Source organism: Chryseobacterium sp. CFS15, assembly GCF_031118795.1.
Classification (GTDB): Bacteria; Bacteroidota; Bacteroidia; order Flavobacteriales; family Weeksellaceae; genus Chryseobacterium; species Chryseobacterium indoltheticum.
Map to the genome: position 1 here is coordinate 1 of NZ_JAVHYL010000009.1, position 16387 is coordinate 16387.

The 16387-nt window shown below is 35.2% G+C and carries 12 protein-coding genes; 5 read left to right on the plus strand and 7 right to left on the minus strand.

Translation table 11 applies throughout. The features are described 5' to 3' along the window. The first annotated feature begins 177 nt into the window (after window positions 1–177). Together OH814_RS20660 and OH814_RS14255 are read left to right on the plus strand one after the other, a co-directional pair. Window positions 178–417 carry a hypothetical protein gene (locus OH814_RS20660; RefSeq protein WP_374990579.1) on the plus strand — a complete coding sequence of 80 codons (240 nt, stop codon included), beginning with the start codon at window positions 178–180 and terminating at the stop codon, window positions 415–417. Further along, on the plus strand, window positions 378–791 hold the full coding sequence (locus OH814_RS14255) for a phage integrase SAM-like domain-containing protein (RefSeq protein WP_308828608.1): 414 nt from the start codon (window positions 378–380) through the stop codon (window positions 789–791). Before OH814_RS20660 ends, OH814_RS14255 begins: the two co-directional genes overlap by 40 nt. A gap of 596 nt (window positions 792–1387) precedes the next feature. On the opposite strand, the gene OH814_RS14260 is transcribed toward OH814_RS14255, so the two are convergent. From OH814_RS14260 to OH814_RS14285, 6 genes are all read right to left on the minus strand, one after another. Beyond that, window positions 1388–1933 (minus strand): peptidoglycan-binding protein LysM, encoded by a 546-nt coding sequence (locus OH814_RS14260; protein ID WP_308828609.1) that lies wholly within the window; start codon window positions 1931–1933, stop codon window positions 1388–1390. Window positions 1934–2303: 370 nt separating this feature from the next. Continuing rightward, complete coding sequence (locus tag OH814_RS14265; protein WP_308828610.1) at window positions 2304–2849, minus strand: peptidoglycan-binding protein LysM; 546 nt, start codon at window positions 2847–2849, stop codon at window positions 2304–2306. A gap of 350 nt (window positions 2850–3199) precedes the next feature. Next, window positions 3200–3742, minus strand: coding sequence for a peptidoglycan-binding protein LysM (locus OH814_RS14270; RefSeq protein WP_308828611.1), 543 nt, complete (start codon window positions 3740–3742; stop codon window positions 3200–3202). Window positions 3743–4025: 283 nt separating this feature from the next. Next, on the minus strand, window positions 4026–5831 hold the full coding sequence (locus tag OH814_RS14275) for a metallophosphoesterase (RefSeq protein WP_308828612.1): 1806 nt from the start codon (window positions 5829–5831) through the stop codon (window positions 4026–4028). A gap of 32 nt (window positions 5832–5863) precedes the next feature. Then, window positions 5864–7645, minus strand: a complete 1782-nt coding sequence (locus OH814_RS14280; RefSeq protein ID WP_308828613.1) for an alkaline phosphatase — start codon at window positions 7643–7645, stop codon at window positions 5864–5866. A 21-nt stretch (window positions 7646–7666) separates the two neighbouring features. Then, window positions 7667–8794 carry an alkaline phosphatase gene (locus OH814_RS14285; RefSeq protein ID WP_308828614.1) on the minus strand — a complete coding sequence of 376 codons (1128 nt, stop codon included), beginning with the start codon at window positions 8792–8794 and terminating at the stop codon, window positions 7667–7669. A gap of 281 nt (window positions 8795–9075) precedes the next feature. On the opposite strand from OH814_RS14285, the gene OH814_RS14290 reads away from it, so the two are divergent. From OH814_RS14290 to OH814_RS14300, 3 genes are all read left to right on the plus strand, one after another. Next, complete coding sequence (locus tag OH814_RS14290; RefSeq protein ID WP_308828615.1) at window positions 9076–11841, plus strand: SusC/RagA family TonB-linked outer membrane protein; 2766 nt, start codon at window positions 9076–9078, stop codon at window positions 11839–11841. A gap of 23 nt (window positions 11842–11864) precedes the next feature. Beyond that, the gene (locus tag OH814_RS14295) at window positions 11865–13601 is read left to right on the plus strand and encodes a RagB/SusD family nutrient uptake outer membrane protein (protein WP_308828616.1); all 1737 of its coding nucleotides are present in this window, start codon (window positions 11865–11867) and stop codon (window positions 13599–13601) included. 731 nt (window positions 13602–14332) lie between these two features. Then, the gene (locus tag OH814_RS14300) at window positions 14333–15475 is read left to right on the plus strand and encodes a cysteine desulfurase family protein (RefSeq protein WP_308828617.1); all 1143 of its coding nucleotides are present in this window, start codon (window positions 14333–14335) and stop codon (window positions 15473–15475) included. On the opposite strand, the gene moaCB is transcribed toward OH814_RS14300, so the two are convergent. Next, entirely contained in the window at window positions 15476–16384 is a 909-nt protein-coding gene (gene moaCB / locus OH814_RS14305) for a bifunctional molybdenum cofactor biosynthesis protein MoaC/MoaB (protein ID WP_308828618.1), read from the minus strand. Window positions 16385–16387: the final 3 nt, after the last annotated feature.

Genomic DNA, 16387 nt, shown 5'->3' on the forward strand with positions numbered 1-16387 from the left:
CTCCCCAAGTTTTGTGATTGATCCATTATATGACCTATTCCGTGACCCATCCTGAAAATTTGAAAATGGGTCACGAAAAATTCAGGGAATCCAGGCCAATAGGCAGTTTAACGCTTGTACATCTTGCAAAAAGTGGTAACAAAAACTAAATTATTAAACAATTAAAGTCACCACACAATGAACAAAATATTCAACCTGTTATTCTTTATAAAAAAGAATAAAATCCGAACAAACGGAACCGCTCCCACCTACTTAAGAATCACGATAGATGGCAAAGCAGCGGACATTGCATCGACCCGCAGAAATGGGATGTTAAAGCACATAAAGCAGTTGGCAACTCTCAGGAGGCGAAAACGCTTAATGTCTATCTTAAAACTTTGGAGCAACAAGTTTACGATTCTCACTACCAGATGCTGAAAGAAGAAGAATTTGTAACATCAGAAGGTTTAAAATCTAAACTGCTTGGAACCGATATTTCCACTCGAATGCTCATTCCTATTTTTCAGGATCATAATGATAAAGTGGAAGCACTAGTAGGTCAGGATTTTGCCGTTGGAACATTGGAGCGTTATAAAACATCGTTAAAGCATACACAGAAATTTCTAATCTGGAAATATAAAACTTCTGATATTAACATTACAAAGATTGACCACGCTTTCATCATGGATTATGATTTCTGGCTTCGTAGTGTTCGTAAATGTGCAAACAATACTGCAGTAAAATACATCAAGAATTTCAAAAAGATCATTCGGTTATGGCAAATGGATGGCTCTCAAAAGATCCTTTTCTAAGCTACAAAGCAAAGCTTAAGGTAGTGGAACGTCCATATCTTACCAAGGAAGCCAGTTTACAATTTTCGAACCTCCATACATTGCTATACTCATAGGCTATCCATAGAGAGTCAGTATTCACTATGCTTCTTGTACTTCTGCTCTGAGATAATTTCCTTCCTCGATCATTAAATCAACCTTGAACCTGGGCAGTTCGATGTAGGCTTCTTTCATCTAATCCTGACTTCATCAATTACCGTTAGAGATGTTTCACCTACGAATGTCCATTGAGTGTCAGTGGTACAATATGCTAAAAATTGATCGTAATTACCAGCAGCTATATAAGCAGTCGCTTTATTTAATATTTCTTTTAAAATTCATTGTACTTGTTTTTAATGAATGTTAGTAAGGTAATCTTAGGTTTATTGATTTATATACTCAACTGAAATTAATTAGATTCAAAGCCCAAATACATGGAATCTACCTTAAAGCTGATAGATCTTATTCCCGGATTTTGAAGTTTCTATATACCTGTTTCAATACATAAAAAATCAAAGGCCTCCTGTAGGAAGCCTTCGAACACCAAATCACAAAATATTAATATGAAAAAAATTTACTTATAAAGCAGTTGCAGTATAAGTTACTGTTTGCGTGTAAGTTCCCGCTGGTTTACCTAAGATATCAGCAGATGATGATTTTGCTGCAGGAATTGTGTAATCCAAATTCAGTGTCAAAGCGCTTCCAAGTGGTGCATTTGTTACTAAATTTTGATCAGTAGCAGATAAAACGACAGCGTTTTTTGTTCCGCCCATTGTTCCGGCAGCCGCAGCCGCTTTAATCGTCAAGACATTTACAGGAATTAAGTTAACTCCATTCATGAAATTAGCGCCTCCTGCTTTTACTTTAACGTTAAAGTTCTTTGTTGAAGTAACCTTTAAAGAGTTGGCTTTAGTAACCGTTTGGTCAGAGTTATAGTCTGCTGCAGTAGCATAGTTGAAGTCAACTGTATTACCGATTGCCGTACTTCCGGCGTCGATAGAAATGACATCGTTCAGGGTAATGTTTACGGTTGTGGTCGCGGTAGTGTTTTGAGCTTTAATATTATTAGTTCCTAATATGATGGCTCCAAAAGTTAAGGCTACGATTACGATTTGTTTTTTCATGACAGTACTATTTAATTTTTATTTTTATTTAATTGTTCTCTTTTGTATACTGCAAATCTACGGCGGCGATAAAATTTTCTTTGTAGTGGAAAATGGAAGTTCATGTAGTAAAATCACTACAGAATTATTCATGTGGCTTAAATAGAAAAGCCCTCAACATCTAGAAGTGTTGGGGGAGTATATAAATTGCTATTATTTCTATTATAAATCTGTCGTAATATAAATTACTGTTAGCGTATAATTTTCATTAGGTTTTCATAAAAATATTTACAGGTTTGTAAATTTGTTATCAATACAAACAAAATCAAAGGCCTCCTGTAGGAAGCCTTCGAACACCAAATCACAAAATATTAATATGAAAAAATTTTACTTATAAAGCAGTTGCAGTATAAGTTACTGTTTGCGTGTAAGTTCCTGCTGGTTTACCTAAAATATCGGCAGAAGATGATTTCGCTGCAGGAATTGTGTAATCCAGATTCAGTGTTAATGCACTTCCAAGCGGAGCGTTTGACACTAAATTTTGATCAGTAGCAGATAAAATGACAGCATTTTTTGTTCCGCCCATTGTTCCGGTAGATGCAGCAGCTTTGATTGTCAAAACATTTACAGGGATTAAGTTGGTTCCATTCATGAAATTCGCACCTCCTGCTTTTACTTTAACGTTAAAGTTCTTGGTTGAAGTAACCTTTAAAGAGTTGGCTTTAGTAATCGTCTGATCAGAGTTATAGTCTGCTGCAGTAGCATAGTTGAAGTCAACCGTATTACCGATGGCAGTACTTCCGGCGTCGATTGAGATCACATCGTTCAGGGTAATGTTTACTGTTGTTGTTGCGGTTGTATTTTGAGCCTGAACATTGTTTGTTCCTAATATAGTTGCTCCGATAGTTAAGGCTGTGATTACGATTAGTTTTGTCATAATAGTATTATTTTATTTTTATTCTTTGTTTAATTGTTCTCTTTTGAACACTACAAATCTACGGCGGCGCTAAAATTTTCTTTGTAGTTGAAAATGGAAGTTGATGTAGTAAAATAACTACATGAGTTATTCATTTGGGGTAAATAGAAATTGAATGTCTGCTGTTTTCCATTAACGCAATGACAAACAAAGAATTTTAAATACTAATTGTTTTTAGGTTATACAAAGGCGTAAACTTAGCAACGAAATACAAAGTATTTTCAATGATAACAGATTATGGATAATCATAATAAAAAGCCCTCAACACTTGAAAGTGTTGAGGACTTTTATAAAAATTGTTGCTTATCTTATTATAAAGCAGTCGCAGTATAAGTTATTTTTTGTGTGTAAGTTCCCCGTGGTTTTCCCAGAAGTACTTTCGATGCTTTTTCCGCCGAAATAGAGTAGGCGATATTCAAAGATTGTTTGGAACCCAAACTTGCATTACTTACCAAAACCTGATCATTTGTGGATAAGGTGACCTCATTCATAGTTCCTACTAGACTTCCGCCAGGTACTGCTTTTACTTGTAATATATCCACTGGAATTGCGTTTGCTCCGCTTACAAAATTTGCGCCTTCAGACTTTACTTTTACATCAAAATTTTTGGAGGAAATAATGACTAAACTATTGGGAACCGTCACATTTTTTGATGAATTATAGTCGTTTGTACTCCCATAATTAAAGTCTACAGCGCCTTCTGAAGCAGCAGTGCCTACGTCCATTGCAATAACGTCGGCTAAAATAATATTTACTGTTGTATTAACCTGCTCAGAATTTTGTGCCAGAACCTTATCCGTTCCTAAAACGATTGCTCCCAGAGACAGCGCAGCGATAAAGATTTGTTTTTTCATGATATGGATAAATTTAGTGGTGGTGTAATAAAATGTTGTCATTTAAAATTAATTATACTGACAATTATCATTTAATCAAATTTAATAACATTATTTGACATAACCAAAATCATTTATTGTTATTGATTAACTAATTTTCAGTTATCCTTATTATGATCTTTTACTCTCAAATGGGAAATGAGTGGAGATTTCGCTGAATTTCAAAAACTGAATTATTTCAATTATAAAGGTTGAGAATCGGGAATAAGAAAAATTGTAAACAGTAATTCAGTTTAATAAGTGATTATTTTAATTTTAAAATCATTCCTTTTTTAAAATCAATTTCGAAATGATCTGTAGGATCTCCCGATGACAATTTAGATAGAACCCTGAAAAATGTTTTCAGTTGATTTAAGAATTCATCTTCTGTATTTAATTTTTCGAAATTTTCATGCAAAATTTTGAATTGCAAAAGCCGGCTTTCAGGAATATCTTTTTTTGCTAGTTCGTCTGCAGACTGCAATTGATAAAGATTTAATAAAGCATCTTCAAGATTCCATGTTTTAAATTTTGCTGCATTTATTTTATTTGAATTTGCGCTGTCAATACTTAAATTAAGTAAATCTTCTCCTGAAAGTTTGGAAGCTTTTTTAATAAAATCTTTAGGCCAATCTGAAGGAACAAATCTCAGTCGCACCAGTTCTTTTAAATGAAATAATGTGAAATCGTGATAATTCTTTGTTTTCAAAATGTCAATATTCCAAATATCTTTTGTGTTCTGACTTTTTAAAGCCTCAAACTCTTTCTGATACAAAGGAAATAGCTCATCAAAATGGGGAACATCTTTAATAGGAACTGTTTCCACTTCAAAATCAGCGGGAGAATTAACTGTTAAAATTTTATATCCCGGAAGATAAGCTGCCAAAGAAGGAACCTGAATATTGACGAGCGTTTTTCCGTTTTCAAACTTTTTGATTCCGGTGTCATTGATGTGCATATGACCTGCAAAATGAAGTTTGAGTCCTGCATCGGAAAAAACCTGAGCAACCTGATCATTTGGTACTCTGTCAAGCTGCCATTTGTTTTTACCGAGTAAATTTTTAATATCTTCAGAAGCTCCGTCATTGTAATCAAGCATCGGATAGTGCGTAAATGCAATGAGAACTTTGCGGTTTTTTTCTGCTTGCTTTGAAATGTTTTTCACCCAATCAATCAAATGCTTTTTATTGGAAAGTACATTGTTGTATCCAACGGAAGCTCCATGGAAATTATCAGGATCTGTTGGATTTTCATTACTATTTTTTGGCAAATAGGTATTTCCGTCAATTGCTAAAAGCCAAATTCCCTTTACGGGTTCTACCACATAACTCAAATCAGGAACAGAAAATCCTGGACTGACTTCATACATTCTGTTGGAATATTCTGAACTTTTTAAAGCTTTTTTAAAACTATAATTTTTATAAGAACGATGACTAAATGGAGTTTCCCAAAACAAATCTTTTTCAGAAGGGGAGAACCCGAATTCTTTAAGCTCGTTGATAATTTCTAAATAACCGGACATTGCAATGTCTCTGGTAATGAAAGTATCCTGATCCTTATCTTTAACTAAATCTTTATTACTGAAAATATTAATAGGGCTTCCATGTTCGCCTAAAAAATCAGATTTTCCACCATCCTTCAAAAAAGGACTTACCGGATCATGATTTCCCGTGGTAATAAAAAACCTCATTCCATATTTTTTTTGGTTTTCATCCAAAATACGTTTTAATCCTCTTAAATTATAGGCTTGTCCGTCATCAGTATAATCACCGGGAAGTGCGACGATTTTAATCCCCCGTTTTGCTATATCATCCAAAGCCGCCAGAAAAGCAAAATAATTTTCATTAAAAATTCTTGTTGAACGCAGCTGAGAATCCATTGTTCTCAATAGGGTTTTCTTTTTTGTTTTTGGATTTTCTACGCCTCGGAATGCATTATCTGAAAAGTCTCCGTAAAGATCCTGAAAATGAACATCTGCCAAAAATGCTATTTGAATGGTTTTCCGTTGTGCAAATACGTTTAGCGAAAGCAGTAAAGTAACCAGAAGATGAATAGAAAAATGCTTTTTCAAAATTGTATATTTTAGAAAAAATAATGATAATACTAATTTACTTTCAAAGCTTTTAACATTTTATGGAAAATCTCATTATTCTCATATACTCCCGTAAAAATTTCTGAGCCTGAACCGTAGGAAAACACAGGAATTAATGTAGCTGAATGATCATCGGTTGTAAAATCTCCTTCAATGGTACTGGTTTTCATATCTCCATGAGGAATACTAAAACCACCTGTTTCGTGATCTGCAGTAATGATCACCAAAGTCCCCGGGTTTTGATCTGCAAACTGTACAGCTTTTGTAATCGCTCTGTCAAAATCAATACCTTCAGTTACGATGGTTCCCACATTATTGCTGTGACCGCCGCTGTCAATTTGCGCCGCCTCAATCATGATGAAGAATGGTTTTTTCTTGATTTTTAAAAATTGCAGTCCACTTTCTACAGTTTCAGCCAAAAGATTGCCTCGACCTTTCAAAACTTGTGGAACACCGTTATCAGAAAGGTAATAAGCCAGACGATCTGCTTTACTTTCTGCAACCTGCTTCGTGTTTTCGGCTAATTTAAAATCATGCAGACCGGAAACTTTAGATCTACCACCCGCTGCAAAAAAGTTGAGTTTTGATTTTGGCAAATCTTCGGCAATTTCTTTTTCCATACCACGGTCTTTTTGATGGGCATAAAATGCAGAAGGTGTAGCTCCCACAATTTCGTCAGTAGTAATAATTCCGGTGCTGAAACCTTTTTCTGAAAGAATTTCCGTAAGGTTTGCCGTTTTTCGGCCCTCAGAATCTACTCCGATAAATCTGTTTTTTGTTTTCTTTCCGGTTGCGAAAGCAGTGGCTCCGGCTGCAGAATCTGTGGTAAAATTATCTGCTGCGCTGGTTTTAATTAAACCAATATTTTTCAATTGCGTTAAAGTTAATTGACCTTTATTGGCTAAAACTGATGAAGAAATTTGTGAAAGACCATTTCCGTCACCGATTAATAAAATAACATTTTTTATAGGTATATTTTTCTTTAGATAGGAAAATTTAGGCTGATAGACTTCTGAAAATATATTGTTTTTAAAAGTCCTTTTCTCCAAAGAATTTACATATTCTGCACATTCTTTCGGGTGGTCGGTATTGATAAAATCAACACCATTGTGAGCGAAAAATTCCCATGAAGTTTTCCCGTCAGGAATTGCCCAGAATCTGAAAGGTTTTCCAAATGATTTCGCTTTTTTAATAACTTCAGTCACTTTAGGCAAATCTTCTTCCGTTAAACCACCTTTTCCGTACCAGACTGAATATTGTTTAAAATTTAAGCTTAATAATGCAACTTTATTCCACTGATTTGCTGTTAAATTATTTAGTTTTTGATAATCAAATAAGATAAAATCAGGATATAAATTGTATTCTTCAGGAGCCGGCTGATTTCCGGAAATCACAAATTTCACTTTATTCTGAGCCGTAATTCTGGGGTATTTTTGAATTGATTTTACAATTTCTGATAAAGTTGATTGTGCATCAGTTTTGCAATCAATTAATATCTGAAGAGACTCCATAGAAATCATATTCATCTCTAAAGCTTTGTTGATAGGCTCTAAATAAAGACTTTCAAATGTTCTTGATTTCTGAATACCTTTCTCTTCATGTGAAACATACAGTTGATTATTCACAAGAAAAACATCAGCTTCAATTGAGCTTACACCAGCTCCCAATGCATACCAAAAAGGAACTTTTTGTTCGTAATCATTATGCGAATGAACCTTTATAGTTTGTGCATAAACTGCTGTCGTAAAAATCAGAATGAAAAAAAAGACGATTTTTTTTAGATTTAAATACATGATATTTCTTTTAAATTCGAATTATTTAATCTTGATTCCGCTTTTTTTCAATGCCTCAATCAATTTGTGATAGATCATATTGTTCGGATAAACCCCTGAAAACAATTCTTCTCCTTTTCCCATCGCAAAAACAGGAACCAAAGCCGCAGTATGCTGATTGTCGATAAAATTAACCTGTACTTTATCTTTTACCTCCTTCATTTTTCCTGTTGCAGCATCTTTTTCCATAAATTTTCCTATACTTGCTCCACCTGTTTCGTGATCAGCGGTCACCACAAGTAATGTATTTGGATTTTTCTTAATAAAATTCATCACAACACCGATTGTTTTATCAAAATCAAGAACTTCTTTTATCATCATATCAGCATCAGTTGCATGGCCTCCCCAATCGATAAAAGAACCTTCAACCATAAGAAAGAAAGGTTTCTTTTCCGCTGAAAAATAATCTAAAGCGGTTTGTGTAGCTTCCGGTAGAAAATCTTGTCTCCCCTGAATTTTATTGGGCAATTCGTCTTGAGCCAAAAGGTAAAGATTTCTTTTCCCCGCAACAGGCTTTGAAAGAGAAACTGTATCTATTCTATAATTCTTATTCAATAAATCCTGCAAAAGATTTTTCTTATCTTTTCTTTTGCTGAAAAACTTTAAACCACCGCCAGCAGCAAAATCTACATCAGATTTAATAAAATCCAACGCAATATCTTCGTGCCAATCACGGTCTTTGATGTGAGCATAATAAGAAGCCGGTGTTGCATGGGTTATACTCGTTAAACTTACCAATCCTGTCTTGTAGCCTTTATCTTGAAGCTGTTCTAAAATTGTGGGAATTGCCAAAGAATCTTTATCTACACCAATCGCTCTTTTATATGTTTTTTTTCCGGTAGACAAAGCTGTTGCTCCGGCTGCAGAATCTGTAATTCTATCGCTTGTACTTGAGGTTTCAGAAAGCCCTACAAATTTGAAGTTCTGAAAATTTGGTTTTCCTTCTCCGAAATAAAAGGTAGAAGTAACTTGAGATACTCCCATTCCATCGCCTATCATAAAAATGACGTTGATGGGTTTTTGACTTTGTGCTGTTAATAATGATTCAAAAAGAAGCATAAAAATTAACGCAACAGTCTTTAAATTAAGACTTTTATAATTATAATTCATATTGATTACTATTTTAACAATTGATTATATTTAAAAACAAGGGGCAAAATTAGACATTTTATTAAGCTAAAATCGTAGACCCAAAACACCAAAATCCAATATTAACAAGCTTTTATCTTATTTACAGGTGTTTAAATCAAACTGCTTAACATTAAGTTTACTGAAATTTAATTTTTCGCAACATAATTCACATTTTATTAATTTGGAAAATAAGTTACTTAACGGTAAATTAACGGAACTCGGCTTTTTTTGGGACTAATTTTGCACCAAAATAAAAAGGAATGAAGCGTATTTATCTCGTGCCAACTGTTTTGATGGGCTGTGTCAGTCTAACATTTGCACAAAAAAAAGAATCCGACACCATCAAAAGTGACAACAAAATGACAGACATTGAAGAAGTCGTGATGATTGGTTATGGTTCTCAAAAAAAATCTGATGTAACCGGAGCAGTAGGATCTGTAAAAGCTGAGGATTTCAACAAAGGGATGGTCGCCAATGTTGGCCAATTACTTCAGGGGAAAGTTGCCGGAGTAAACGTTTCCAATGTAAGTGGAGAACCTGGAGCCAATCAAAATATCATTATCAGAGGGGTTGGAAGTTTACGTTCAGGAACTACTCCGCTTTACGTTATCGATGGTTTTGTAATCGATAACACAAATACAGGAGTTGCCAATAACCCGATGAACTTCATCAATCCTGATGATATTGCATCGGTGGATGTTTTGAAAGATGCTTCCGCAGCAGCCATTTATGGAGCGAGAGGTGCAAACGGGGTAATTGTAATTACTACTAAAAAAGGTAAAAAGGGAAGAACCCAGCTGAATCTTTCTTCTAATCTTACTATTTCTAATCTTGCCAATAAAATGAATGTTTTCAGCGCTGATGAATTCAGAACGCAGGTGACTGCAATGGGCGGAAAATTAGACGACATGGGTGGAAATACTGATTGGCAGGATGAATTGACAAGAACTGCACTATCAAATAACGTTAATTTTTCAGCAGCAGGTGCAACAGATAATTCAAACTATTATGCTGCTTTAGGTTATGAAAATCAAGAAGGTATTTTGTACAACAGTAATCTGAGAAGATATTCCGGACGTGCAAATATTTCACAAAAAGCTTTTGACGGAAGAGTAAATATTGATTTTAACCTAAACGGATCAAGAACTGAAAACAATAGACCAAACGCGACAAGTACAGTTTCTAATATGTTGACGTGGAACCCTACGTATCCTGCATATACGGATGGTTCACCTACTACAGTTTTTAATAATGGTGCTTTCAACCCACTTATTCGTCAGCAGATTTACAAAGATTTTACCAACAACAATAGAATTTTAGCTAATATTTCGCCTTCAGTCGAAATCATTAGAGGTTTAACTTATAAATTAAATTTTGGTGTTGACTATTCTACAGCTGACAGAATTATTCAAAATATTCCGCACGCAGTTCCTTTGGAAATAGGATCTTTAGATTTAAACTATTTCTCAAACAATAATACACTTGTAGAAAATACTTTGACATATAAATTCAAGATCAACCGTCATGATTTTAATGTATTGGCAGGACATTCTTACCAAAAATTCATGATGATTGAAAGAGGTTGGGATTATTCGGTATTCCCAAATAACGGAATTGAGCCTCAATACCAAATTGGAGCGGCTAATAAAAACAATACTACTTCTACATCTAGTGCTACAAAAAATGAGCTTCAGTCTTGGTTTGGTAGAGCAAATTATGGTTACCAAGATAAATACTTATTAACAGCTACTTTAAGAGCAGACGGATCGTCAAAATTTGGTAGAAACAACCGTTACGGAATCTTCCCATCTTTTGCAGCAGGCTGGAATATCAGTAAAGAAAATTTTCTAGCCGATGTCAGTTTGGTAAGCAACTTGAAACTGAGAGCAAGCTGGGGGAAAACTGGAAATCAGGAAATGCCTAATAAAATCACGAAAAGAAGTTATAAATCGGCTTCAGATGGTGGTGGACAGGCAACCTACCCAATGGACGGAAGCGGAAATTATCCTGTAGGATTTTATCTGGTGAGAGCTGATAACCCGGGAATTCAATGGGAAGTAACAACACAAACCAATATCGGGGTAGATTTCGGATTTATGAACAACAGATTGACCGGTACATTTGATTTCTTTAATAAGGTTTCAGATAATATTTTGCTAGACATTAATCCTGTTGACCCAATCAGTGCTGAAGAAAAAATGTGGAAAAATATTCCAAATATGACCATTAATAATACAGGTTATGAAATATCTTTAAACTATAACAGCAATCCAAATAAAGCTTTCACTTATAGCATTGGCGGAAATGCCTCTTTCATTAAAAATGAAGTAAAAGATTCACCTTACAGAGTTCTTTCTACCGGAGAAGCACAAGGTCCCGGAACAACTAATGCCGTAATCAATGGATACATCAATAATCAACCAATTGGTACATTCTATGTAAGAGAATTTTTAGGTCTAAATGAAAACGGTACCAATATTTTCCGAGATGTAGATGGCGACGGAATTATCACTGATAATGACAGAGTTGCCGCAGGAAGTGCATTACCAGACTTCACGTACAATCTGTATCTGAAGGCAGCTTACAAAAACTTTGATCTTGGACTAAATTTCAACGGAGTTGCAGGAAATATGATCTACAACAACACTGCTTCAACTTTATTTACAAGAGGAAGATTGGGCTTATCGCAGAATACAACCGATGCAGCGACACAATTTCCGAACGAAAGCGCTAACAATACCAATGTGATCTCAACGAGATATCTAGAAAAAGGTGATTTCCTAAGATTAAACAATGCTACTTTGGGGTATAACCTGAATCCTAAAGTTTTAGGAATCGGAGAACACATCAGAAACATAAGATTTACAGTAACCGCTCAGAATTTATTCGTGATTACCAAATATTCAGGTTTCGACCCGGAAATCAACACAGGAGTTTCTCAAGGAGGAATTCAATCTTTCGGAATTGATTATGCAACTTATCCAAAGGCAAGAAGCTTTGCATTTGGTGTAAACGTAGCATTTTAATTAACTATTTAAACAAGAAAACAATGAAAAATAAATTTCTAATAAGTATTTTAAGCCTAAGTGCTCTTGTCAATATGGGATGCAGCGATCTTGCTGAGCAGGTAATCGACGAATCTCTGGATGTACAGACGAGCAATGTCGTGATAGAAGTAATGGCTCCGGCTTACGGACCGCTTCCTGATGCATTTACTCATACAAAAAATTATGGTCTTCAGTTAATCAGTACCGATCAGGGAATTCTTCCTCCAAGAGGAAGTGGAAACGACTGGTACGACGGTGGTAAATACATCGAACTTCATCAGCATAATACCACTACCGCAAACGTTGTCGTAAAAGATACTTGGAATGCTTTCAAGTTAATGCTTTCAAGAACGGTTGTTGCCATCGAAAGATTGCAGCCACTTGCTGCAACAAATCCGGAAGCAGCTAAAGGACTTGCCGAAATGAGAGCTTTACGAGCATACTACAATATGCTGATGTTGGATTATTGGGGATTGGCATTCAAAAAAGATTCAACTTCTGAAGATTCACAGATTTTAAAAAGACAAGAAGCATTTTCTTATATCGAAAGCGAATTTCTTGCTGTGTTAAATGATCTTGACAATGCAAAAGGTCCGGGAAGAATGTCTCAAGCTTCTGTGAACGGATTTTTGGCACAACTTTATCTAAATGCAGGAGTTTACAAAAATCCTTACGGAACTGCCTCTTTTGCAACAGCAGATATGGATAAAGTGATTGAATACACCAATAAAGTAATCAACTCAGGATTATTTTCATTATCACCCGAATATTTTGCCATCTTTGACGATAATAATCATTCTAATAAGGAGCTTATTTTTGCTATTGATCAACGTCAGGATCTTACAACATCTCATAACAGGCTGGGGTATTGGTCTTTATCAGGTAGTCAGTATCCTTTAGCAGCTTTCCCAAAAGCAAACGGAACAGACGGGCCTGCAATTACATCTGATTTTTTCAACACTTGGGTTCAAGCGTATGGAAGTACAGATCCTGCACAGGCAGATGCAAGATTTTACAAAGAAAACTTTACCGTTCCGCAAAATTTACAGAATTTAACGGGCGTTACTCCGGCAAATGATGCAAACCATTACTTCCTTGTGAATGGTGCAACTTACGAAATCAACAGAGGAATCCAGAGAGGAATTCAATGGGGATTGAGAAATGCATCAAACGGACAACCTTTCCAAACGGTAAACGGACAATATAAAATTTACCCGATTATCGAGCAGAGAAATGGTTTTGTAAATTACGTTAATCACACTTTGGAAATCGATCTTGAAAATCCCAACAATAAAGATTACACAGACGGATATAGAGTTTCAAAATATCAATTCAGCAGAACTTCCGATACTGGAAGAAACAGAGGAAATGCCGATATTGTACTTCTACGTTTAGCTGATATTTATTTGATGAGAGCAGAAGCTCAGCTGAGAAAAGGAAATGCAGGAGCAGCTTTAGCAGATGTAAATTTGGTAAGAGCTTCAAGAACAGCCAGACCTTCAGTAACTCCACCAGCTTTAACTTCAATCAATCTTGATTTGCTTTATCGCGAAAGAGGTTTTGAATTTTACTGGGAATATTCGAGAAGAACAGACATGATCAGATTTGGTCATTATGAAGACATCTACACTTCAAAAACAAATACAGATCCCAGAAAAAGACTGTTCCCAATCCCTCAATCGGCTATTGACGGAGCATCTAGTGTACCCGGATATTTGGTACAGAACGAAGGTTACTAATTTTTACTATATACTTTCAAGAAAACTGTCGACAATTTTTGTCGGCAGTTTTTATTATTGAAATATCGTCGAGGGTTAGGCGTAAAGTAAGTTGAGTCTTAATATTTTCGACAGTAGACTTGACATTGAAATACCTAAATACATCTGTCGCTTTTAGCTGTTTAACTAAGAAGTTACGCTAGCAGCCTATAAAATGTAAATGAATAGATTTCTATGTACACTAATTTTCCTGTTTAAAATAGCAGAAGTATCTTTGTAATGGCAGATGAATGAGTTGAGGCAGGGGAGAAGGTTTATAATTATGGGTTGGTAAATAAGAATGCTAAAAATATCGGGGATATTTGAATTTTCATTGGAGAAGGGGTAAAATTGAGTTTTCATTTAAGAATTCGAAGAGAAATAATATTACCATCATTTGAATGGGAGGAGATTAATAATATTTCATTTTGATATTACAGACGGACAGATTAAGTATTTAAAAGTAACAGATTAATAAAAAAGAGAGCGATTGATTTATAGTCGTTCTCCTTTGTATTAAATATTATCCAAAATTAGCAAGCTTTAAATTGTAAGATGAGGAATATTGCCAACCGACAGCAATGAAGGATATGAATACGACTGTAATGGAATGCAACTATTCACGCAGATGCTAACATATCATACCAAATCCTGTTAGAAAGATTTAAGTTACTGCAAAAAGATCATTATTTTTATACTCAATTTATAATGTTATGATGGATAATGATTTTATTTATTTAGACTACAATGCAACAACTCCCGTTGATCAGCGAGTAGTAGATGTAATGCTGCCTTATTTTAATAATTTATTTGCCAATTCAGGCAGTTCTCACCTTTTAGGACTTACTGTGAAAGAATCTGTTGAACAATCAACTGAACAGATCGCCAAACTAATTTCCGCCAATACGAAAGAGATCATTTATACATCCGGAGCAACGGAAGCCGTAAATTTAGCTTTAAAAGGAATTGAAAAAAAAGAAGGTAAAAATCACATCATTACTGTAAAAACTGAACATAAAGCAGTTTTGGACACTTGTCTTCATTTGGAACAACAAGATTTTAATATTACCTATCTTAATGTTGGAAAAGATGGGCTTATTAATCTTGATGAATTGGAAAAACAGATTAATGACAAAACATTGATGGTCTGTGTGATGTTTGTAAATAATGAGACAGGAGTCATTCAGCCGATTAAAGAAATTGCTGAGATTGCACGTCAAAAAGGATGTTTTGTTTTTTGTGATGCTACACAGGCAGTGGGTAAGATTCCTGTCAATGTAAAAGATTTTGGAATTGACCTGATGGCTTTTTCGGCTCATAAATTTTATGGCCCAAAAGGAGTCGGAGCGCTGTATATTTCTTCAGAGCTTAAAAAAAATATGAATTCTCAGATCCACGGTGGAGGTCAACAATTCAACCTGAGAAGTGGTACGCTGAATGTTCCGGGAATTATCGGAATGGGAAAAGCAGCAGAAATTGCTATCGAAGAAATGCAGAAAGACGCTCAATACATTAAAGAATTACGAGATCTTCTTGAAAATTCATTATTAAAAATTCCCGACACTTATATCAATGGAGATAAAAATAATAGGATTTTCAACACAACAAATATTTGCTTGACCGGCGTTAATTCAGAACAGATGATCTTAAGGCTTGGTAACATCTGTGTATCAAATGGTTCGGCCTGCAACGCTATAACATCAAAACCTTCTCACGTATTGAAAGCAATGGGGATGAATGACCTCGATGCACTTTCTTCGATAAGATTTAGCTTAGGGAAATTCACTACCCAAGCAGAAATTGAAACGGCAGTAGAAAAAATTCGAAAAATAGTGTTTCAGTTGCGAAACGTTTAACTAATGTCCGGCTCCTTGTTTTACTGAAAAAATGTGTAAAATCTGCGGAAATAATGCCTGAATGTATTCTTTAACAGCACCTGAAGATCCGGGAAGTGTCAAAATAAGCATATCATCAGAAAATCCCGCTATTCCTCGGGAAAGCATTGAAGTTTTAACCCGTTCCTGTCCATAATTTCTTGCTGTTTCCATAATTCCAGGAATTTCCTTGGTAATAAATGGATGCACAGCTTCAGGTGTTACATCACGATCTGACAAACCAGTTCCGCCGGTAAATAAAAGAAGATCAAGGCTTTTAGTTTTAAAATAATCAATCTTTTGACGTATTGCTGAAATGTCATCAGAAACAACTGAATAATCAATAGTATTAATGCCTTGCTTTTGAAGTGCTTCAACCAATATTTTTCCGGATGAATCTTCTTTTATACCTTGCGAAACCGAATCGCTACACACTACAACTGCGGCTGTTAAATGCGTCACATCAATATTCTTCTGATTACTTTTTCCACCTTGTTTTTCCAATAATTTAATATTTGAAATCTCAACATTTTTATCGATCGGTTTCAGCATATCGTAAATGACGAGCGAGGCAACTGATGCGCCGTGCATCGCTTCGACTTCAACCCCGGTTTTGTAAATGGTATGAACTTCCACTTTAATGTGAATATTTATTTCATCAAAATCATAGCTTATCGCAGCAAATTCAACGGGAAGAGGATGACAGTCAGGAATAACATCGCTTGTTTTTTTGATGGCAAGTAAAGCCGAAGCTCTTGCAAATTCCAGCACATTTCCTTTGGGAACGGTTCCGTTTTTTACAGCTTGAATTGTTGCAGCGCTCGAAGCTTTAATTGTAGCTGAAGCAATTGCTTTTCGCAACGTAAAAGTTTTAAAAGTAATATCTACCATTTT